This window comes from Paenibacillus sp. FSL P2-0121, from assembly GCF_037975345.1.
GTDB classification, from domain to species: Bacteria; Bacillota; Bacilli; order Paenibacillales; family Paenibacillaceae; genus Paenibacillus_AQ; species Paenibacillus_AQ odorifer.
The window spans coordinates 4,594,403-4,615,158 of sequence record NZ_CP150245.1 but is presented as its reverse complement, the minus strand read 5'-3'; the positions used below and the strand labels follow the sequence as shown (position 1 = coordinate 4,615,158).

17 protein-coding genes are annotated in these 20,756 nt (G+C 44.0%); 15 read left to right on the top strand and 2 right to left on the bottom strand.

The window, feature by feature from the left end:
- Window positions 1–54: 54 nt before the first annotated feature.
- The 4 genes from MKY54_RS20505 to MKY54_RS20490 all read left to right on the top strand — a co-directional run bounded on the left by MKY54_RS20505 (window position 55) and on the right by MKY54_RS20490 (window position 5,292).
- Complete coding sequence (locus tag MKY54_RS20505) at window positions 55–738, top strand: response regulator transcription factor (protein ID WP_076301764.1); 684 nt, start codon at window positions 55–57, stop codon at window positions 736–738.
- A gap of 2 nt (window positions 739–740) precedes the next feature.
- A complete protein-coding gene (locus MKY54_RS20500) occupies window positions 741–2,015 on the top strand; it encodes a HAMP domain-containing sensor histidine kinase (RefSeq protein ID WP_076301763.1) in 1,275 nt (424 codons plus the stop codon).
- Between the two features lie 158 nt (window positions 2,016–2,173).
- Window positions 2,174–2,947: an ABC transporter ATP-binding protein gene (locus tag MKY54_RS20495; RefSeq protein WP_076183127.1), complete on the top strand. Its 774-nt coding sequence runs from the start codon at window positions 2,174–2,176 to the stop codon at window positions 2,945–2,947.
- A 2-nt stretch (window positions 2,948–2,949) separates the two neighbouring features.
- Entirely contained in the window at window positions 2,950–5,292 is a 2,343-nt protein-coding gene (locus tag MKY54_RS20490; protein ID WP_076301762.1) for an ABC transporter permease, read from the top strand.
- Window positions 5,293–5,356: 64 nt separating this feature from the next.
- Here MKY54_RS20490 and MKY54_RS20485 read toward each other — a convergent pair whose 3' ends face one another.
- Window positions 5,357–5,785, bottom strand: coding sequence for a VOC family protein (locus MKY54_RS20485; RefSeq protein ID WP_076183122.1), 429 nt, complete (start codon window positions 5,783–5,785; stop codon window positions 5,357–5,359).
- Window positions 5,786–6,238: 453 nt separating this feature from the next.
- On the opposite strand from MKY54_RS20485, the gene MKY54_RS20480 reads away from it, so the two are divergent.
- On the top strand, window positions 6,239–8,887 hold the full coding sequence (locus MKY54_RS20480) for a glycoside hydrolase family 6 protein (RefSeq protein ID WP_339191242.1): 2,649 nt from the start codon (window positions 6,239–6,241) through the stop codon (window positions 8,885–8,887).
- 58 nt (window positions 8,888–8,945) lie between these two features.
- Here MKY54_RS20480 and MKY54_RS20475 read toward each other — a convergent pair whose 3' ends face one another.
- Window positions 8,946–9,341, bottom strand: coding sequence for a DUF2871 domain-containing protein (locus MKY54_RS20475; RefSeq protein WP_076129897.1), 396 nt, complete (start codon window positions 9,339–9,341; stop codon window positions 8,946–8,948).
- 186 nt (window positions 9,342–9,527) lie between these two features.
- Between MKY54_RS20475 and MKY54_RS20470 the strand changes: the two genes are divergently transcribed.
- The 10 genes from MKY54_RS20470 to MKY54_RS20425 all read left to right on the top strand — a co-directional run bounded on the left by MKY54_RS20470 (window position 9,528) and on the right by MKY54_RS20425 (window position 20,743).
- Window positions 9,528–10,082: a GNAT family protein gene (locus MKY54_RS20470; RefSeq protein ID WP_081387118.1), complete on the top strand. Its 555-nt coding sequence runs from the start codon at window positions 9,528–9,530 to the stop codon at window positions 10,080–10,082.
- Between the two features lie 126 nt (window positions 10,083–10,208).
- A complete protein-coding gene (locus MKY54_RS20465; RefSeq protein ID WP_339187760.1) occupies window positions 10,209–10,892 on the top strand; it encodes an MgtC/SapB family protein in 684 nt (227 codons plus the stop codon).
- Window positions 10,893–11,359: 467 nt separating this feature from the next.
- The gene (locus MKY54_RS20460; protein ID WP_076183118.1) at window positions 11,360–12,517 is read left to right on the top strand and encodes an ROK family transcriptional regulator; all 1,158 of its coding nucleotides are present in this window, start codon (window positions 11,360–11,362) and stop codon (window positions 12,515–12,517) included.
- A 28-nt stretch (window positions 12,518–12,545) separates the two neighbouring features.
- Window positions 12,546–13,550 carry an asparaginase gene (locus MKY54_RS20455; RefSeq protein WP_339187756.1) on the top strand — a complete coding sequence of 335 codons (1,005 nt, stop codon included), beginning with the start codon at window positions 12,546–12,548 and terminating at the stop codon, window positions 13,548–13,550.
- An 89-nt stretch (window positions 13,551–13,639) separates the two neighbouring features.
- Window positions 13,640–15,244, top strand: a complete 1,605-nt coding sequence (locus MKY54_RS20450) for a glutathione ABC transporter substrate-binding protein (protein ID WP_076129894.1) — start codon at window positions 13,640–13,642, stop codon at window positions 15,242–15,244.
- Between the two features lie 112 nt (window positions 15,245–15,356).
- Window positions 15,357–16,280 (top strand): ABC transporter permease subunit, encoded by a 924-nt coding sequence (locus MKY54_RS20445; RefSeq protein ID WP_036689023.1) that lies wholly within the window; start codon window positions 15,357–15,359, stop codon window positions 16,278–16,280.
- A gap of 66 nt (window positions 16,281–16,346) precedes the next feature.
- Window positions 16,347–17,258, top strand: a complete 912-nt coding sequence (locus tag MKY54_RS20440; protein ID WP_038572342.1) for an ABC transporter permease subunit — start codon at window positions 16,347–16,349, stop codon at window positions 17,256–17,258.
- 13 nt (window positions 17,259–17,271) lie between these two features.
- On the top strand, window positions 17,272–18,273 hold the full coding sequence (locus MKY54_RS20435; RefSeq protein WP_339187752.1) for an ABC transporter ATP-binding protein: 1,002 nt from the start codon (window positions 17,272–17,274) through the stop codon (window positions 18,271–18,273).
- Window positions 18,270–19,262, top strand: coding sequence for a dipeptide ABC transporter ATP-binding protein (locus MKY54_RS20430; protein WP_339187750.1), 993 nt, complete (start codon window positions 18,270–18,272; stop codon window positions 19,260–19,262). Before MKY54_RS20435 ends, MKY54_RS20430 begins: the two co-directional genes overlap by 4 nt.
- 41 nt (window positions 19,263–19,303) lie before the next feature.
- Window positions 19,304–20,743 (top strand): leucyl aminopeptidase family protein, encoded by a 1,440-nt coding sequence (locus tag MKY54_RS20425; protein WP_339187748.1) that lies wholly within the window; start codon window positions 19,304–19,306, stop codon window positions 20,741–20,743.
- Window positions 20,744–20,756 lie beyond the last annotated feature (13 nt).

The window sequence follows — 20,756 nt, the reverse complement described above, 5'->3', positions numbered from 1 at the left end:
CTTAAAGGCATATTCTAACATAATACTAAATTCTGTTGAAGCGGAGAGAAATCCATGAGATATGATTGTTTAATTATTGATGATGAAACTGAACTTGCGGAGACCACCTGCGAATATTTTAATTTGTTCGATGTTCAAACCGCGTTTGTTACAAGCGCTGATGCCTGCCGGAGCTTTTTGCGTGAGCATCAGGTCTCAATGTTACTGCTAGATATTAATTTAGGCGGTGAATCCGGCTTCCAGTTATGCAAAGAGCTGCGTCAGACGATGGGGATTCCTATCTTGTTTATTAGTGCCCGCTCCAGTGAAGATGATGTATTGATTGCTCTTGATATCGGAGGAGATGACTATATTCATAAGCCGTATACCCTGCGAGTGCTGCTCGCAAAAGTGAAGGCGGTGCTTAAACGCCACAATAACGAAGTTAGAGCTGAGGCAGCTATCCTCCAAGCCGGCCCTATCCAGATAGACCCCGAACTTAGGAGGGCAAGCCTTAATGGCGTAGCTCTCAAGCTGAAAACGATGGAATATAAATTGCTCAGCTATTTGATTCAGCAGAAAAATAGGGTAATCCCCAAAGAGGAGTTATTTACAGAGGTATGGGGAGATGTTTTTGCGGGGGATGGCACCCTAAATGTACATATCCGTCATCTACGTGAGAAGATTGAGCAGAATCCTAATGATCCTCAGTACATCCGTACAGTATGGGGCATCGGTTATGCTTTTGAGGACAAATAGTTATGACAAAAAAACTGCTGTTGGCCCTTCTGTTTACTATATTTGCCGCAAGTTTAGCGCTCACCTTCCTAATTCTTAATTTGCAGGTGGAGACAGGAACAGATAGAGTGGCGATCAATACCATTGTGAAGCTCACGGAACAGAACTGGGACAAGCTTGATCCGAAGCTGTACAAGGAAAGTCCTTATGAATTTGCCATTATCGATACCGCGGGAGTACTTAAATATCAGACGGGAAATGCGATTTCCGTTACTGTTAACGAAGCCATCAATAATCGGGATACTCTAGTGGACGTTTTTGATCAGGATAAGATGGTGGGGAAGGTGATTATTAATAATGATTACCGTGCGATCTTTATACATATGAAAAAACAATTTATACAAGTTTCTATTGTGATGCTGCTTCTGCTTACGGTTCTAGGCGTTCTCTATATTTGGTTCCTGAATCGATCGGTTCTCCGTCCGTTCCGCAAAATGCAGCAATTCGCGAAGCATATCGCGAGAGGTGATCTGGAAGTGCCGCTGGAGATGGATCGTAATCATCTGTTTGGTGCTTTTACCGAAAGCTTTGATATGATGCGGGAAGAGCTTGCAGCGGCTAGACACAGCGAATATTTGGCGAATAAAAGTAAAAAGGAACTGGTTGCTAGTCTCAGTCATGACATTAAAACACCCGTTGCTTCGTTAAAGGCGATCACGGAACTGATGTTATTAAGCGCAAGGGATGAGAAGACCGGCAGACAGCTTAACACTTTGTACTCCAAAGCAGATCAGATTGATCGTCTGGTGACTGATATGTTCCATTCGACCTTGGAGGAACTAAATGAACTTAAAGTCAGCTTAACGGAAGAGCAAAGCCACCTGCTGATCCAAATTATAAATAATGTAAATTTCTATGAACGGATTTCAGCAGCATCTGTGCCTGACTGTCTCATTACGGTGGACCCCTTGCGGTTGCAGCAGGTGATCGATAATGTTGTGAATAATTCCTACAAATATGCCTACACAGACACACCCATAGATATTAAGTTCGAGATCACGGATCATTATCTGGAGGTAGATATTCTGGACTATGGTCCCGGGGTTCCTGAAGAGGAGCTGCCTTTAGTATTCAATAAATTTTTTCGGGGCAGTCTGGCCGTGAGCCAGAATGGTGCAGGTCTAGGCCTGTACATTTCCCGTTATATGATGCAAAAAATGCAAGGCGACATTCTGTGCTCCAATCGGGAGGACGGATTTACAGTCAAACTGCTAATTCCCTTAGTAGGACAGAATTAAGAATTAGCTAAGGATTGCACAAAGACATGTTAAGAACATTTAACGTACGATAAGGTTGCAATTACGAATGAGCTTGTGATTGCAGCCATTATATTTCGCGTAGAGCTATGATTTTTTTAGCGCAATTAATGAGCATGAATGTAAATGGAGTGTTCAACATGAGCGAAGTGAATAATAAAGTGCTGATGCAGACTAATAAGCTTGGAAAAACCTTCTCCCATGGAGGAACTCAGCAGCATGTTTTGAAAAATCTGGATCTGACCTTATATCATGGTGATTTTACGATTATCATGGGCAGCTCTGGTTCTGGTAAATCAACACTGCTGTATGCCATTTCGGGTATGGATAAGCCAACACTTGGAGAGGTTCTATTTGAAGGTCAGGATATCACAGCCATGAGTAATGATCAGCTTGCGATATTCCGGCGGAAGAATTGTGGGTTCGTGTTTCAGCAGATTCATCTGCTGGATACGATGAGTGTCCTCGACAATGTATTATCAAGTGCTTTTCTTGTACAAAAGGATAGAGCAGGTGCTGTAAAAAAAGCCAAAAAGCTACTCTCTGATGTAGGTCTGGATGACTCTGTCTGGGGCAAGTTTCCGGCGCAAATCTCAGGTGGCGAAGCTCAGCGGGCGGGGATTATCCGGGCATTGATCAACAGTCCAAAAGCGGTTTTCGCCGATGAGCCGACGGGTGCGTTAAATAGTTCAGCAGGAATAGGTGTACTGCGCGTCCTTACTGAGGTGAATAGACAAGGGCAAAGTATAATTATGGTTACTCATGATCTTAAAACCGCGTTGCGTGGAAATCGGATATTGTATTTGCGGGATGGAGTCATCGTGGGAGATTTGCGTCTTACCCCTTATAGCGAAGATAACGGACCTGAACGGCAGCAGCAATTACAGTCCTTTCTAACCGAATTGGGGTGGTAGGGATGAGCAGCCTAATAGGAAAATTAGCTTGGTCCAATATTCGTAAAAGAAAAAGTGCTACGGTTACGCTCTTCATTCTTATCATGATAGCTGTGCTGCTGCTGAACATTGGTCTTACGGTCATTTTGAAGCTCAATTCCTTCCAGCAAGAAAAAATGACTGAATTAAGGACTCCAGAAATAAGTGCATATTTTCCAAAAGATGATTATCTAGAAGAGTATGAGGAGCTTGTGGATAGTTATTCATATACAGAATCCTGGGAGAATGAAGCAGCAATTCTGTTAGCAGATGCTAAAATGAAGTACGGACAAACGGACACTACGGTAGCTTTTATAATTCTTAACATGGATACACCGCGGACCAAGGGACTGTTCAAGACAACGACTCCACCAGGATCTAAGGATGCGAATATGATCTATCTGCCTTATTTGTTCCATGTTGGATCGGGGTATAACCTTGGGGATACTTTTACTTTTGTATACGATAATAACTCATTTTCTTATACCATAGGTGGCTTTATTGAGGAGCCGTTGCTAGGGACGTTAACTAATGGAGCTTTAAAAGTATTTTTGAATGATGAAGGTTATAAACAGTTGGAGGAACGTCTTGGAACTGAAGCTCAGTACAGCTTTCTATCAGCAGATTTAACCGATCCTTCAAAGGATGTAAAGCTGGAGCAAATGCTTAGTGAGCGGATTTTTGCCTCAGGAAGTACGGATCAATTTCAAGTCATGCGGGCAGAGGTTGGGCTCGAAGGGAACCGTGTTTTTGTTAATCTTTTAGCAGCCATTTTAATCGTATTTGCACTGATTATGGTTCTAATCTCGCTTATTGTCATCAGGTTTCAAATATTGGGGCATATTGAAGACAATTTAACGAACATCGGTATTTTAAAAGCTAACGGTTATACTTCATGGCAGATTAAAAATGCGCTTCTGCTACAGTTCACCTCAGTTTCCATCATTGCAGCTATACCGGGAGGCGGGTTATCTGGGCTGGTTATGCCGTTGGTAGGGAATATGATTTCGTCTTCAATCGGACTTCTGTGGCCAATATCCTTTGAAGGGGTCAGTGCAGTACTGAGTTTGGTTATTGTCTCTGGACTAGTGCTACTTGTTACCTATCTGTCGAGCCGGCGAATTCGGAACATTACTCCGATTACAGCTCTGCAGAGCGGAATCCTCACTCACAATTTTAAGCGGAACCCAATTCCACTCGAAACATCCCGGATGAATCTGCAATTCAGCTTAAGCCTTAAAGCTTTAGTAAGGCAGGCAAAACAGAATATGATGATCGTATTGATCGTTGCCGGATTAACCTTTTCTAGTATTTTTTGCTCTATATTGAATTTCAACTTTAAGGGAGATACCTCCGCCGTTATAGAACTGGTAGGTATAGAACGCAGCGACTTTTTGTTATTGCCGAAAAACGGTGACCTACAGCAGGGGAAGTTTACAGAATTAGAAGCCATGCCAGGGGTTGAAAAGTTGACTGTATTGGATAGCATGGTCGCTTCGATTAAAAACACCAGCTTTATGCTCCGGGTATCTGACGATTATAGCAAGCTGGAGACACAAACCATATACAAAGGGCGAGAGCCAATTTATGATAATGAAATTGTGATTTCCGGTGTTATTGCAAAGTTGGAAAATTCAGAAATAGGGGACGAGGTCCCGATCACTTTTAATGGTGTGACGGAGAATTATTTGGTTACTGGCTTAAGCCAGCAGATTAGCCAACTTGGAATGGTGGCGAGTATGACCGGTGATGGAATGAGAAGACTTCAACCGGAGTACACCCCTCTGTCCATCAATGTGTATCTGAAAGAGGGGGGAGATGCGCAAGCTTTTGTGAAGGATCTGGAAGCACGCTTCCCTAAGCAATGGAACATTACTAACATTCGAGAAACGGTTGATAGTACGCTCAGTACATTCACTGCCGCAGTATCTTCTATGACAGCAGTCATCACTGTGGTGACGATTATAGTAGTCAGTCTGATTTTGTATTTAGTGATTAAGACTTTGATTCTGAAGCGGAAACGTGAGTTCGGCATTCTTAAAGGAATGGGTTACACCACTTTTAATCTGATGACGCAGATTACCTTTAGTCTGTTTCCGGTGATTGTGGTGGGAGTAGCTTTGGGGAGCATAGGGGGGTATTTTTTCTCAGACTCAGCGTTTGTACTATTGCTCTCGAGTTTAGGGATTTATAATGTCCAACTGGCGGTTAGTTTGCCTCAAGTATTGCTATTGTGTGCAGCCATTCTAGTAGTCGCTTATGCGGTGTCTATGCTTGTTGCCCGGCGAATTCGGAAGGTTAGTGTGTACGATTTGATTATGGACTAATTTAAGCGAAAAACAAAAAAACAACGAGCAGGAGGTTAGTTACTCCATGCCCGTTGTTTTTTTATTACATATTTATTCGTCCGTCATCATAATTGAATTGCCAGTCGATGCCGAATTTATCTTTTAGACTACCATAACAAGAGCTCCAGAAGGTTTCTTGCAGTTCCATAACTACTTTACCGCCCTCTTGAAGCTTATCGAAATATTTCTTTATGTTATCTAAATCCTTACTAACTACGGAAAGACTAATATTGTTTCCTTCGATAAAAGGCATACCTGGAAAAACATCAGAAAACATTACATTACTGCCTTCGATATTCAAGCGGGTGTGCATAACCAAATCTTTAGCTTCCTCAGGAAGAGTGAAATTGGGATCGGGTGGTGTTTCACCAAAGGTCATGATTTGTGGACGTTCAGTGCCAAACACCTCTGCGTAAAACTCTGCTGCGTCACGACAATTCCCATTGAAATTAAGATAAACATCGATAGACATTTTTTTCACTCCTTAAAGGTTTGTTAGCGTTACTTTGAAAATACTTAAAATTCAAAATACCTTGTCACTTCCACATTGTATCATTTACCAGTTTATAAACAAATATTCTTATAGTCTCATTATTAAACTTTTATTTCATCTACTATCTTCTAATTAAAAATAGGATATGGTAGTATTCAAGAAAAGGGATAATTTACTATAAATTAAATAAAATTATATTTATGTTAAATAGTTAGGGTATTTAGGCTCTTGTTAGATCTTTAAAACGGAGAGGAGGTGATGATGAGTGCGGGTAAGGCATAGAGGAGGTGACCATTCTTTAAAGGAGTGAATACTGCAATTGTAGCATCGCGTGGCTATTAATAAATTATTTGCGAATTTATTTAATTGTCGAAAGGAGAATAATAAATGACAAAAGCACTAAGGAAGCAAATGTTGTTATTGCTTACGATCATGGCTTTAGTTATCACCGGATATGCTCCTTCTACCACGTATGCCAGTGAGGCACATGTTGACAATCCGTTTGTAGGAGCTACAGCATATGTTAATCCTGATTATGCCGCACTGATTGATACCTCTATTGCTCAGGTTACCGATAGTACTTTAGCTTCCAAGATGGAGACCATTAAAAAATATCCGACAGCCGTATGGCTGGATCGAATTGCTGCAATTTATGGCGGGACAGAAAACGGAGGCAGAAAAAGTCTTGAGGAAACATTAGATTCCGTACTCGCGCAAAAGCAACCAAACACGCCGATTACAGCCACATTCGTAATTTATGATATGCCTGGGCGGGATTGCCACGCTTTGGCCTCCAATGGCGAGCTGCCACTGACAGCAGCGGGTTTGACAACCTACAAATCAGATTATGTTGACGTAATCGCCAGTATTTTTGCAAAGCCCAAATATAGTGACATTCGGATAGTGACTATCGTAGAGCCGGATTCGCTTCCGAATCTTGTTACCAATCTCAGCACACCACAGTGTGCTCAAGCTAACTCCACGAATATTTACCGTGATGCTACACGTTACACTTTAAATGCTCTCCATGCCATTCCAAATGTGTATACTTACATGGATATTGGTCACTCCGGCTGGCTCGGATGGGATACTAACCGTGGCCCCGCTATCGACCTCTTTACTTCGGTTGTGTCAGGCACTACAGCTGGACTTGCTAGTGTCGATGGATTCATTACGAATACAGCCAATACCACTCCACTAGTAGAACCTAATCTTCCAGATCCGAATCTTACGATAGGCAGCCAGCAGCTTCGTTCTGCAAGTTATTATGAATGGAATCCGTATTTTGATGAAGCTGATTTCACAGCAGCTTTGTATTCAGGTTTTGTAGCAAAAGGTTGGCCTTCCACGATCGGCTTCCTTATTGATACTTCCCGTAACGGGTGGGGAGGACCTAATCGTCCGACTAGTGCAAGCGGAACAACCGTTAACGCTTATGCGGATTCCGGTCGGATTGATAAACGTCTCCATCGCGGCAATTGGTGTAATGCCAGCGGTGCCGGAATTGGAGAAGTTCCACAAGCAGCACCCGCAGGTTATGCAGCCTCACATTTGGATGCATTCGTCTGGGTGAAACCTCCAGGAGAATCTGACGGCTCCAGCAGTGCCATTCCAAATAATGAGGGCAAGGGCTTTGACAGAATGTGTGATCCAACTTATACCAGCTCAAGCGGCACACTGACCGGTGCATTACCTAATGCGCCTGTATCAGGCCACTGGTTCCATGATCAATTTGTTCAGCTGGTACAGAATGCTTACCCTGTAATTCCTCTGAGTAACGGAGGGGGCACTGTAGTTCCAGCTGCACCCACTAACTTGGTAGCGACAGCGGGAGATGCAAAAGTAAGCCTGAGCTGGACGGCATCCAGCAGTGCGACTAGTTACACCGTAAAACGAGCGACCACAAGCGGAGGGCCGTACACCACTGTAGCAACCGGGCTAACGTCAACGAGCTACACCAACACCGCCCTAACGAACGGAACAACCTATCACTATGTTGTAAGCGCAACCAATAGTGTAGGAGAGAGTGTGAATTCGGGACAAGCGAGTGCGACCCCAGCAGCAGTGGCGACTGTTCCGACGGCACCCACTAACTTGGTAGCGACAGCGGGAGATGCAAAAGTAAGCCTGAGCTGGAGCGCATCCAATGGTGCGACTAGCTACACTGTGAAAAGTGCAACCACAAGCGGAGGCCCGTACACTACTGTAGCAGCAGGGCTAACGACCACGAGCTACACTAACACCGCCCTAACGAACGGAACAACTTATTACTATGTTGTAAGCGCAACCAATAGTGTGGGTGAGAGTGCGGATTCTACACAAGCGAGTGCGGCTCCAGCAGCAGTTGCGACTGTTCCCGCGGCGCCAACCAATTTGGTAGCGACAGCAGGAGATGCAAAAGTAAACCTGAGCTGGAGTGCATCCAGTGGTGCGACTAGTTACACTGTGAAAAGTGCAACCACAAGCGGAGGGCCGTATACCACTGTAGCAACAGGGCTAACGGCAACGAGCTACATCAACACGGGCTTAACGAACGGAACAACCTATTACTATGTTGTAAGCGCAACCAATAGTACAGGAGAGAGTGTGAATTCGGCACAAGCGAGTGCTGTTCCACAAGTTCCGGCAGCAACTAGTCTGACGTTGCAGTATCGGGCGGGAGATACTAATGCGACAGACAATCAGATCAAACCTTATTTTAATATTAAAAATAACGGCACAACCGCAGTGAACTTAAGCGATCTTAAAATCCGTTATTATTTCACTAAAGATAGTAATCAGACGTTAAATGGCACAATTGATTGGGCACAGATCGGCAATAATAATGTTCAAGTCGCCTTTGCAGACTACACTGGCACGAATGCAGACACTTACGTTGAACTTTCGTTTGCTTCTTCGGCTGGTTCCATTCCAGCTGGAGGCCAGTCCGGAGATATTCAACTCAGAATATATAAATCAGATTGGACTAATTTTAACGAAGCCAATGACTACTCCTTTGATGCTACTAAAACTGCTTATACTAACTGGGATAAAGTGACGCTTTATCAAAGTGATGCTCTCGTATGGGGGATTGCTCCGTAACGGAAAGCAGGGGATAATTAAAAGAGCCGCTGGAGTGATCCTGGCGGCTCTTTCTGTATTATTTAATTCGTTTACCGAGTAGCACAAGCAGCCAGATGATTCCAGCCCCAACAATGGCGTGACCAAGCCCCGCAATATGGGGCAGGAAGCTAATATCACTGCCGTTAATTTGCAGCATTCCACGTGTAGCCATTGCACCAATCGTGATTAGAAGACCGATGTTATAGACAATGTACCATGCACCAAAAGATTTAGCCTCATGGATATTAAATAACTTGTCTAAGATCATAGCAATAATAAAGAAAAAGAATCCTAAGACTAGAATATGAGTGTGAAGCGCAACTAATATAGTATCTCCTGTGAAATCATTCATTTTAGTAATTTCGCGATAGGCCACTCCGGCTATCAAACCAAGAATTGCATAGAAAAAAGACGTGTAATACAATTTTTTCATAAGAATATCTCCTTTGTAGTTATCGTTATGATTGAAGTGTATCAAGCAATTAAGAACGCAATATGAACAAATGATTACAAGGTGAAAAAAATCACTAGTTTATAAAATACATTATATCCTAAAGGAAGTTTCACTTTCCACGACGAACTGTACTACTAGAGAAATGAGAGGAGACTTAAGGAAAATATGATCGATAACGTTGAAGGATTTCCTGTGCTCGAAACAGACCGCTTTATTTTGAGAAGAATTACACTGGATGATGCTAAAGAAATATATAATTATTTTTCAAAAGATGAAGTGACCCAGTATTATGATCTGGATAGCTTTACCGATATACAGCAAGCGATCAACCTTATCGAAAGATGGGATGAACGTTTCAAAGGCAAACAAAGTATTCGCTGGGGAATAGCCAGGCGTGAGGATAATATAATGATGGGTTCATGCGGATATCATAACTGGGCGCACAGAAATTTCAAAGCAGAGATTGGGTATGAATTATCTCCACTTTATTGGCGGCAGGGTGTGATGACGGAAGTCCTGACAGCTATTATTGCGTATGGCTTTGAGCATATGAAGCTCCATCGAATTGAGGCGTTTTATGATCCGGCTAATATTGCCTCCAAGAAGTCTCTTTTGAAAGCGGGCTTTAAGTATGAGGGATTGTTGCGCGAATCTTTTTTTGAAAAAGGTAGATTTGTAGATGCGGAGATTTGCTCTTTGTTAGCTTCCGATACGAACTAAGAAGTATAAAATTATAAAAAAGCGAGTTAACCATAATGCGAGAGGACGTATTATGGTTTTTTGTTTGTGATACAATAAATAGATTATCGACTTTATCCTACGTGGTACTAATCCAACATACATATCATGATGAAAGAAGGTGAAGGTATGGAGTTTGAGTATTTGCTTCGTGTAATTGGCGCGGGAATTTGTGGCGTATTAGTTGGATATGAACGCAAAAGCCGGATGAAAGAAGCTGGAGTTAGAACACATTTTGTTGTGGCCTTAGGTGCTGCACTCATGATGGTCATCTCCAAATATGGGTTTCAGGACCAAGCGGATTGGCCTAATCTTTCTCTTGATCCCGCTCGGATAGCTGCTCAGGTAGTAAGCGGAGTAGGTTTTTTGGGCGCAGGAATGATTTTTATGCAAAGACACACAGTCAAAGGGCTCACTACTGCTGCAGGGATTTGGGCAACAGCCGGAGTGGGCATGGCTATAGGGTCTGGTCTTTATATTCTTGGCGTAGGAGCAACGATAATCATTTTACTTGGGCAAAAGATCTTACACAGTCGTAACAGCTGGCTGGCCGCACCAAAAACCCAACAGCTCGTTATAAGTCTAGCTAACACAGAAGGCGCTATGGGCCGAATTCAAGAGTTGCTTAAAGAACACAAAATCGCTGTTCTAAGTTTTCATGCTGAAAATAACAGTGTAGAATCCGAATTAAACGTAGAAATCGTTGTAAGATTGCCTGAATCATTTAATCCAGTACAATTGTTATCGATGATCCAAGAGAACGCAGCGGTTAAGACCGTTGAGTTTCAATGATTTTTTAGCACCTTCGATGTAACTAACTTACTTCGCATCAAAAGCTACCTCCTTTTTGAGAGTTTCCTTTTGATGCGAGTGTTACCTTCAATTTACCATCGATTCACACACCCTCACATTAATCCAAGCAAAATACCACTTTCAGTCTTTCTATTCCAATTAATAGGTTCAAGATTCAAATTAAATGCTAATTCATGGGCTTATATGTTATGTCTGTGTCATATATTGAGTGGTTTTTGTGTTGGTTATCTTTCGTTAACCGCTTACATTTATTTTTAAATAAAAAATATGTCATTTATATTGACACATAAACCATGACCCTTTATTATTAATCCCATCACTGGAGAAACTAAATTAAAATTTAAATCAAAGAATACATTATCAGCGCTTTATTTGCAAATAATTTCTTGTTTTTGTGGTTTATTAATCCAATTAATGCACTGGAGAAAATAATTAGGAGAATGCCCGTGAAAAAGCACGATCAGGATTTTATGAAGCGACAAAATCGTTTAACGGTTTTCGAAATTATAAAAAATCAACAACCGATTTCTCGCGCTTCTATTGCTAAACAGACTGGTATGAGTCCTACGACTGTAAGTCGAATTGTCGGAGAGTTGACGGAGGAAGGATATTTACTCGATTCAGAGCAGGTATCATCAGGATTAGGTCGGAAATCAACGTTAATAGGTATGATGGACGCTTCTGTATTATCGGTTGGCGTTGAACTGGATCGCAGTCTTATGTCTATAGGAATTGTGGACTTACAAGGACAGCTTATCTGCAGTAGTCAATTTCCCCGTACACCAGACGAAAGCCCGGAACGAACGCTGGAACGGATTCATGAAGCCATTGAGCAATTGTTCCAGCAGCATGTGATTGACAGAACACGTATCGTGGGGATTGGCGTTGGACTTCCCGGCATTGTGAATAACGAAGAAGGAATTGTTGTCTTCTCTGTTCAGCTAGGATGGAAAAATGTGCCGTTAGCCAAACGCTTGAAAGAGCTGACAGGTTTTGAAATCGCTGTGGACAATGAGCTGAAAGTAAGGGCTCTTGCTGAACATCTTAAAGGAGCTGCAGTCGGCTCCAGCCGTACGGCATTATTGGGTTTCGGTCAAGGCGTGGGCTCTGCGATGATTCTCGAGGGAGAGATTTATCGAGGGGTGATGAACAGTGCGGGTGAAATTGGGCATACGACAGTAGATCCTAACGGAATGATGTGTGAGTGCGGCAAAGCGGGCTGTTTACAGACCTATATAAATATCAGTTCTTTATTATCTGAAGCTAATCGGATTCGCCCGATCCGTACGATTGAGGAGTTATTCGCAGCAAAACATGCAGGAGAACAATGGGCGATTCACTTGATCGACCGTGCACTCATGTATATGGCCATCACCATTAATAATGTCGTATGCATGTATAACCCCGACAGCGTGATTTTAAGTGGAGAACTCGTGGACAAATTCCCGGATATATACGAAGAAGTTGAGCAGCTGTACCTCTCGCGCTTTACATGGGAGCCGCTTCGTGGTTCCTTTACGATTCATCGCTCTTTGCTGAATGAGAAGGGTGTAATTATCGGATCGGGACTTTTATCGCAGAATCGATTTTTTGCCTTAGATTAAATTAACTACTGCTGGGGAGGTTGTACAGATGGGATTTACAACATTGGTAGAAGAATATCGTGGGGGCCTGTTGGAGAATGTGCATTATGGTGCAGTTAGTGTAGTTGATGAGAAGGGCAACATTTTGTACAAAGCAGGCGATCCGGAGCATATGACTTATCTTCGCTCTGCTGCTAAGCCATTCCAAGCTTTGCCGGTAATGAAACGCCGGATCGATGAAGTATATGGTTTGACAAGTAAAGAAGCTTCGCTGTTTACCGCTTCACACCGGGGAGAAGCCTTCCATATTGAAGCGCTTGAAGCTCTTTTTCAGAAAATGGGATTAAAAGAAGAGTCACTTCATTGCTGCTCTACATACCCGCTGAATGATGAAGCCAAAGCAGAACGTCACCGGGCAAATGAGCCCACTCGTAAAATCTTTCATAACTGCTCAGGCAAACATGCAGGATTAATGGGCCTTAGCAAATATATGGGTTGGGATATAAACACTTATTACGATCCTAACCATCCTGTACAACAGGAGATTCTTGAGATGATGGCTTATATCGCTGAAGTTCCCAAAGCGTCCATCCCGCAAGGTATTGATGGCTGTGGACTTCCTATCTTCGCACTTCCGCTTCATAAAATCGCTTATTCCTATCTAAAGCTAGCGTGTCCCGATTTAATTGAGGATACGGATATACGTAACGCAGCCGCTGCCATTGCAAAACTTATGAATGATAACCCGGTTATGATTGCTGACACGAAATTTGTATGCTCAGAGCTCCTGAAGGATGACAATCTGACGGCTAAGGGTGGAGCAAAAGGGGTATACGGTATCGGACTCCGTAAGGAACGAATGGGTATATCACTGAAAGTATCCGACGGATCAGAACAAGTCTGGCCATGTATTATCGCATCGATTCTAGAACGTATTGGTTACAGCAATCAAGACACAATTGATCGCCTATATGCACTCGTGCCTAACACGATTGTTAATGATGGCGGTACTGTAGTCGGCGAACGCCGTGCTGTATTTCAATGGGAGATCTAGAGCATAAGGTCAAGAATAATCTTCAAGTTTGGTGATTAATCGGACTAGAAGCTTTTCTAATACATCGTTTGAATAGGGGAGTGTAAAAAATGAAAGCAAAAGGAAAAGTATGGTCAATGTTCATGCTGCTGCTTATTACAGTAGTAGTGACTGCAGGGTGCGGCAACAAAGCGAGCAACGAGGGACAAAAAGGCAATACTGCTGGTGGAACTGAAACTAGCACCCCAACTACAAAGAATGATAAAGACATTGTAATTGCCATCAATTCTAACTTTATTACGCTGGACCCTCATAACGCAAGCGATACGCATTCAATCAGCGCTGCCAGAACGATGTACGAAGGTCTGATGGGTTTTGACGAGAATATGAACGTGGTTCCTGTTCTTGCCGCAAGCCATTCCATAAGTGAAGACGGGTTGGTCTACACGTTCACGCTGCAAGAGAATGTTAAATTCCAAGACGGTACTGACTTTAATGCTGAAGCGGTTAAAGTAAACATCGCCCGTATTCAAGATGAGAAGAACAATCTGAGACTGCGCAAAAGCTTCGCAAAGGTAGCGAAAGTGGAGACTCCTGATGCTAAAACCGTGGTTATTACACTCAGCGAGCCGTACAACGCATTTTTAAATAAAGTAGCTATGGCACCTATTATTAGTCCGAAAGCTTTAGAAGAAAATGGCACCGATATTTCAAAAAATCCTGTAGGGACGGGTCCATTTAAGTTCAAAGAATGGGTGCAAGGCGACCGCTTGGTTGTCGTTAAGAACCCTGATTACTGGCAAGCGGGGTTGCCAAAAGTGGATAGTGTGACCTTTAGACCTGTACCAGAGAATGGATCACGGATAGCCATGCTAAAAACCGGCGAGGCGGATTTCATTTATCCAATGCCAACGGAGCAAGTATCTGAGGTTGAAGGTCTTGAAGGAATTACTGTAGATACCATCGATTCGACAATCGTCCGTTATGTAACGTTGAATACGATGAAAAAACCTTTCGATGATGTGAAGGTTCGTCAAGCCATTAACTATGCTATCAATAAAGAAGCTTATATCAAAGTTGTGAAATCGGGTCTTGGTGCTAAGCTTGATTCCACGATGTCTTCCAAAACACAATACTATTCCCCGCAAACAGGTTATGACTATGACATTGAAAAAGCTAAACAATTGCTTGCTGAAGCGGGTTATCCTGATGGATTCGAAACCGAAATTTGGGGTGAAAATGAATCCGAAACTATGAAGGGTATGCAATTTATTCAGCAACAGCTAGCACTTGTAGGGATTAAGGTAGACGTGAAATCCATGGAAGGCGGCACATTGTCCGACCAAATTAACTCTGCTAAGACACCTGAAGAAGCAAAAATTCAAATGTGGTATGTCAGCTGGTCTCCGTCTTCAGGAGATGCAGATGGTGCAACCAGAGGGTTGTTCAGTAGTGAAATGTTCCCGCCTGCTGGCTCAAATACAGCCTATTACAAAAATGAAAATGTAGACAAATGGATCGCTGAGGCGAATAAATCTGTTGATCCAGAAGCGGCTAAATCCATCTATGGCAATATTCAAAAAACAATTTGGGAAGATGCTCCATGGGCATTCATGGGCGTCGACCAAATCATCTCAGGCAAAAGATCGTATCTGGAAGGAGTTAAGGTCTTCCCGGATGGTTCCATTAATGTCCTGAATGCAGAAGTGAAATAATGCTAAACAAACGTTAGGTTTAATATCCCAAGAAATGAACGAGGCCGCTTCTGTAGTATGGTGGGAAGCGGCCTCACTAAATCATTTGTCGATACTGAAGGGGGCTTATGAGTTGGGTAGATATGCTTTACAAAGACTCCTCGGGGTTATTCCGCTGTTGTTCATTGTATCGGTGCTTGTCTTTTTGTTTATTCACTTAATCCCAGGCGATCCAGCCCGACTTATTGCCGGTAAAGATGCCACGCTTGAAGAGATTCGTGGAATTCAGGAGCAGCTGGGTCTCAATCTGCCTTTGTGGAAGCAATACATAAACTACATGGGTGATCTGCTAAGTGGGAATCTGGGCAATTCGATCCGTTCAGGGATCCCGGTTACTGACATGCTGGAAAGCAGAGTAATGCCTACGTTGTGGCTGACTTTTCTTAGTATGGCCTGGGCTCTAATTATTGGTCTTCTAATTGGCGTGGTTTCAGCCGTTTATCGCAATCGGTGGCCGGATCATTTAGGGACGTTGACAGCCATTTCAGGGATGTCTATTCCTGGATTTTGGTTAGGCTTGGTACTCATTCAAATTTTCTCGGTAGAGCTTGGTTGGTTTCCAACGGGTGGTGTTGATTCCTGGAAGTCCTATATTCTTCCTTCCATTACACTCGGGATGGGAATTATGTCTATGTTGGCCCGTTATTCTAGGTCATCTATGCTGGAGACTCTTCGGGAGGATTATATCCGTACAGGACGTGCAAAAGGCTTACGCGAGTATGTTGTTATCGGCAGGCATGCGCTGCGCAACTCTTTGATTCAGGTGGTTACCGTAGCTGGACTTCAGTTTGGGTTCCTGCTCGGCGGCTCTGTAATGGTTGAGACGGTATTCAGTATTCCGGGTCTTGGCAGGCTGCTAGTAGACTCCATTTTGTTCCGGGATTATACAGTCATTCAAGCCTTACTGCTTCTGTTTGCTACACAATTTATTCTTATCAATCTATTAGTAGATTTATTGTATGGCGTACTTAATCCGAAAATAAGGTTTTCTCAGTAGCTAATGCGACTAAGAAGCAGAATTTCAATAGATTTATAGGGTGAATTTAGGATCAGGAGGGATATCATGAGTGACAATTCGGCGGTGATGGGAGCAAAATCTCCATTACCCGGAGAGGTACTGGCCCCGGAGAAAACAAAAGGCCGTATGGGTGTTTTTTTACGTAAGTTCAGTAAACAAAAGATGCCCCTTGTGGCCGCATTTTTTATTATATTGCTATTCTTAATTGCAATTTTCGGGCCATTTCTGACCCCGTATAATCCTGATGAACCAAACTACGATGCTCTTATGGCAGGTCCTTCTGCTGCACATTGGGCCGGGACAGACGAATATGGCCGTGATATTCTAAGCCGTTTGATTGATGGTACTCGCTTAACCTTAGCGGTCAGTCTCAGTTCCGTCTTAATCGCAGGTGTACTTGGAACTATCCTAGGTCTGTTAAGCGGATATTATGGCGGTTGGCTAGATCGGATAATTATGCGTGGCAGTGATGTACTATTTTCTTTTCCTGACTTGCTGCTTGCCATTGGGATCGTCGCCATTCTCGGTCCGGGTCTATCCAACGTTGTTATCGCAGTTGCAGTTTTTGGTACTCCATCGTTCGCCCGAATTATTCGGAGCGTAACGCTGTCTGCGAAAGAAACATTGTTTGTGGAAGCGGCTCGTTCCATGGGAGCGAAGCATCGCCGGATTATTTGGCGTCATATTTTTCCTGAGACCGTGCCCAGCATTATCGTTAATCTATCCATGAAGATTGGCGGAGCGATCTTGGCCGCTGCTTCATTGAGCTTTCTCGGAATGGGTGCAAAAACAACAGAGCCCGATTGGGGCGCAATGTTAAGTATGGGACGTGATTATTTAAGTATTGCTCCACATATCGTTTATTTTCCGGGGATAGCCATCTTTTTAACAGTACTTGCATTTAACCTGGTCGGGGACGGACTGCGTGATGCTCTTGATCCCAAAATGAAAAACTAAGGAGGGACAAGACATGACTCAACATTTGTTGGATGTACAAGGGCTGAAAACGGAGTTCAAACGCGGCGAGGGAAGTATAACTGCGGTTGCGGGGGTAGACTTTGCTATTAAAAAAGGCGAAGTGTTAGGCCTGGTTGGTGAATCTGGTTGTGGCAAAAGTGTAACCTCATTATCGATCATGCGGTTGCTTAAAGATACGCCGGGCAGAATTTCTGAAGGTTCTGTGCGTTTTGAAGGAAAGGATTTGACGAAGATTTCTGAGAAGGAGATGCGCCAAATCCGGGGAAATGATCTGGCAATGATTTTTCAGGAGCCGATGACCTCTCTTAATCCAGTGCTGCGGATTGGGCTGCAATTAACAGAGCCGATTAGACTGCATTTGGGTTATGGACGCAAGAAGGCTCGTGAGCATGCGATTCATATGTTGCGGCTTGTAGGTATCCCTCGCGCAGAGGAATTAATCGATGAATATCCGCATCAACTATCCGGCGGGATGAGACAGCGGGTTATGATTGCAATGGCCATGTCTTGTCATCCAAAGCTGTTGATTGCCGATGAACCCACGACCGCACTCGATGTAACGATTCAAGCGCAAATTCTTGATCTGATGAAGCAGTTGAAAGATGAACAGGATATGGGAATGCTGCTCATTACCCATGATCTTGGAGTAGTTGCGGAATTATGTGACCGGGTAGTTGTTATGTATGCTGGTCGTGTGGTGGAAGAAGCCTCTGTTCAGGAGCTGTTCGCCAGACCGCAACATCCGTATACCAGGGGATTGATTCAATCGGTACCTAAGCTGCGCCAGAATGTACATCGCTTGGAGTCTATAAAAGGGAATGTGCCAGACCTTTCACAAATGCCTGCCGGCTGTAAGTTTGCGCCACGCTGCGAATTTGCCATGGAGCGTTGTCTGTCGCAAGAACCTGAGCTACTTCCGATTGAGGGGCTAGAGCGCAAAAGCCGTTGTTGGCTTACACAGCAGGAGGACACGGAAGGAGCGGGATGTTTATGAAAGAGACTTCATTAATTGAGGTTAAGGGTTTGAAGAAGTTGTTTTCTGTGAAGAAGGGCTTCTTCGGAACGACTAAATATTTACACGCCGTTGATGGGATTTCATTCGCCATTCGTAAGGGAGAAACGTTCAGTCTTGTAGGTGAAAGTGGCTGTGGGAAATCGACTACGGGCAGGCTGGTGACTCGCTTACTGGAACCCAATCATGGAGAAGTATGGTTTAAGGGACAAAATATTAGCCATATCTCAGACAACCAGATGCGGCCACTGCGCAAAGATATGCAGATGGTGTTTCAAGACCCTTATGCTTCACTTAATCCCCGCATGAAGGTGAAGGATCTTGTCGCCGAACCCCTGCTTATTCATACAAAGCTGTCCTCTAAAGAACGGGATAAACTAGCTTGCGAACTGCTAGAGACCGTTGGATTGAACAGTTTCCACGCCGAGCGATTCGCGTTTGAGTTCAGCGGTGGACAGCGGCAACGGATTGGGATTGCCCGGGCTCTGTCCGTTCGCCCAAGTCTAATTGTGGCGGATGAACCCGTGTCAGCGCTGGATGTATCGATTCAGTCCCAAGTGTTGAATCTGTTACAGGACTTGCAGGAGGAATATGGCCTGACGTACTTATTCATCTCTCATGATCTCAGTGTGGTCGAGCATATTAGTGATCGAATTGGGGTTATGTATCTGGGTTCTCTTGTGGAGACGGCTGATAAGGATACATTGTATGACCGTCCCTTGCATCCTTACACCCAAGCGCTGCTATCTTCAGTTCCCGTGCCCGATCCAAGCTTGAAGAAGGAACGCATTATTCTAAAAGGGGATCTTCCAAGTCCAGTTGATCCGCCGACGGGCTGTCGTTTTCATACAAGATGCCCTTCCTGTATGGAAATCTGTAAGCAACATGTGCCTGTATTCCGGGAAGTTGAACCAGGTCATGAGCTCGCTTGTCATCTGTTTGATGAAGAAATGTTGAAACTAGAACGATAATTTTAAATGTGAGTACACTTTACGGAAAAGAAGGGACAGCTATGAATATCTTGTTCGATTCCGCTAATGGGGCGGATACGCTTATCTACTTAGCCTATGAAGAGGAGCCTTTTCCTCTTCGGCTGGGAGAAGCTCACAAACAGAGTGGCAGTGTGACATGGTTATATGCTCGCTCTGAGGAAGAGTCCGATGTGATAGCAATTGGAATGGGAAAACGCCGGGCTCTTACGCTTGAGAAAGTTCGCCGAGCAGCGGGCTCTGCCGCCCGTACAGCCCTAAGAGAAGGACGAAATTCAGCTTCATTTGTTCGTAAGACAGCAGAAAGTAATATTTCCGCTGCGGATGAGCTGCAAGCATGGATTGAAGGCTGGCTTCTTGGATTATATCGTTTTCAAACCTATCGTGGCGTTACTAAAATAGACATTTCAGTTGATTTGCTGCTCCAGACAGCCGATTGGCCTGAACTGACTAAGCCTGAACTGGAAGTTGTACTAAGTACTGGCCGCATGCGCGCTGAAGGAGCAGTGGTTGCTCGCGATCTGGTGAATGAGGTGCCCGGGACTCTAAATCCGGATCGGTTCGCAGAATGGATGGTCGAATATTTCGAGCGTGATAACGCAGCAGTGAAAGTTCATGTCTACCGGGGGCAGGAGCTGGTTGATCTACAGATGAATGGGTTGCTGGCGGTTGGAGCTGGCAGTAAACACTCCCCAGCCCTCGTTGAAATTCGCTATGAGAGTAACCCTGAATTGCCAATGCTGGCATTGGTGGGTAAAGGTGTTACCTTCGATTTGGGTGGGATGAATGTTAAGACCGCAAGTGATATTAGCGATGCACGTATGGACATGGGTGGCGCAGCAGCTGTTCTTGGGGCGCTGGATATTTTAGTGCGGAATCAAGCTCATGTAAATGTGACCGCGTTGATCCCAGTTGTTGATAACGTACCAGATGCTGAAGCAATGCTGCCATCGTCTGTTATACGCTATCCTAATGGGCTGACGGTTCAGGTTGCAAATACGGATGGCGAGGGGCGGCTTATTATCGCGGATGCTCTTATTCATGCAGCTAATATCGGGGCAACTAAGGTCATTGATATTGCAACACTTACTGGAAATGTTGGCGCAGCGTTAGGATTAGGTATCGCCGGCATATGGGGTGATGGAGAGATGACGCAGAGCCTCGTCGAAATCGGTGAGCGCAATGGAGAACGACTGTGGCCCATGCCGCTTATGGATGAATACGAAGTCGATCTTCGAAGCAATTACGCTGATCTGCGCAACGTTAGTACTTCACCTTTTGCAGGTGCGATTACAGCAGCGCTTTTTATACGGCGCTTTGTAGCGGAATCGCTGAGCTGGGTCCATATTGATATGGCTGGGACGGTTCAGTACAAACAGGATGTCGGGTATTCAGAAGCTGGAGCAACGGGCTATGGTGCTCGACTGCTCGCTGATTATGTTATGAAACAGGCACAACAATAACAACCGGAAGAGT

Coding starts and splice junctions, on each gene's coding strand:
- MKY54_RS20505 (WP_076301764.1), top strand. CDS start 55: ATGAGATATGATTGTTTAATTATTGATGATGAAACTGAACTTGCGGAG.
- MKY54_RS20500 (WP_076301763.1), top strand. CDS start 741: ATGACAAAAAAACTGCTGTTGGCCCTTCTGTTTACTATATTTGCCGCA.
- MKY54_RS20495 (WP_076183127.1), top strand. CDS start 2,174: ATGAGCGAAGTGAATAATAAAGTGCTGATGCAGACTAATAAGCTTGGA.
- MKY54_RS20490 (WP_076301762.1), top strand. CDS start 2,950: ATGAGCAGCCTAATAGGAAAATTAGCTTGGTCCAATATTCGTAAAAGA.
- MKY54_RS20485 (WP_076183122.1), bottom strand. CDS start 5,785: ATGTCTATCGATGTTTATCTTAATTTCAATGGGAATTGTCGTGACGCA.
- MKY54_RS20480 (WP_339191242.1), top strand. CDS start 6,239: ATGGCTTTAGTTATCACCGGATATGCTCCTTCTACCACGTATGCCAGT.
- MKY54_RS20475 (WP_076129897.1), bottom strand. CDS start 9,341: ATGAAAAAATTGTATTACACGTCTTTTTTCTATGCAATTCTTGGTTTG.
- MKY54_RS20470 (WP_081387118.1), top strand. CDS start 9,528: ATGATCGATAACGTTGAAGGATTTCCTGTGCTCGAAACAGACCGCTTT.
- MKY54_RS20465 (WP_339187760.1), top strand. CDS start 10,209: ATGATGAAAGAAGGTGAAGGTATGGAGTTTGAGTATTTGCTTCGTGTA.
- MKY54_RS20455 (WP_339187756.1), top strand. CDS start 12,546: ATGGGATTTACAACATTGGTAGAAGAATATCGTGGGGGCCTGTTGGAG.
- MKY54_RS20450 (WP_076129894.1), top strand. CDS start 13,640: ATGAAAGCAAAAGGAAAAGTATGGTCAATGTTCATGCTGCTGCTTATT.
- MKY54_RS20440 (WP_038572342.1), top strand. CDS start 16,347: ATGAGTGACAATTCGGCGGTGATGGGAGCAAAATCTCCATTACCCGGA.
- MKY54_RS20435 (WP_339187752.1), top strand. CDS start 17,272: ATGACTCAACATTTGTTGGATGTACAAGGGCTGAAAACGGAGTTCAAA.
- MKY54_RS20430 (WP_339187750.1), top strand. CDS start 18,270: ATGAAAGAGACTTCATTAATTGAGGTTAAGGGTTTGAAGAAGTTGTTT.
- MKY54_RS20425 (WP_339187748.1), top strand. CDS start 19,304: ATGAATATCTTGTTCGATTCCGCTAATGGGGCGGATACGCTTATCTAC.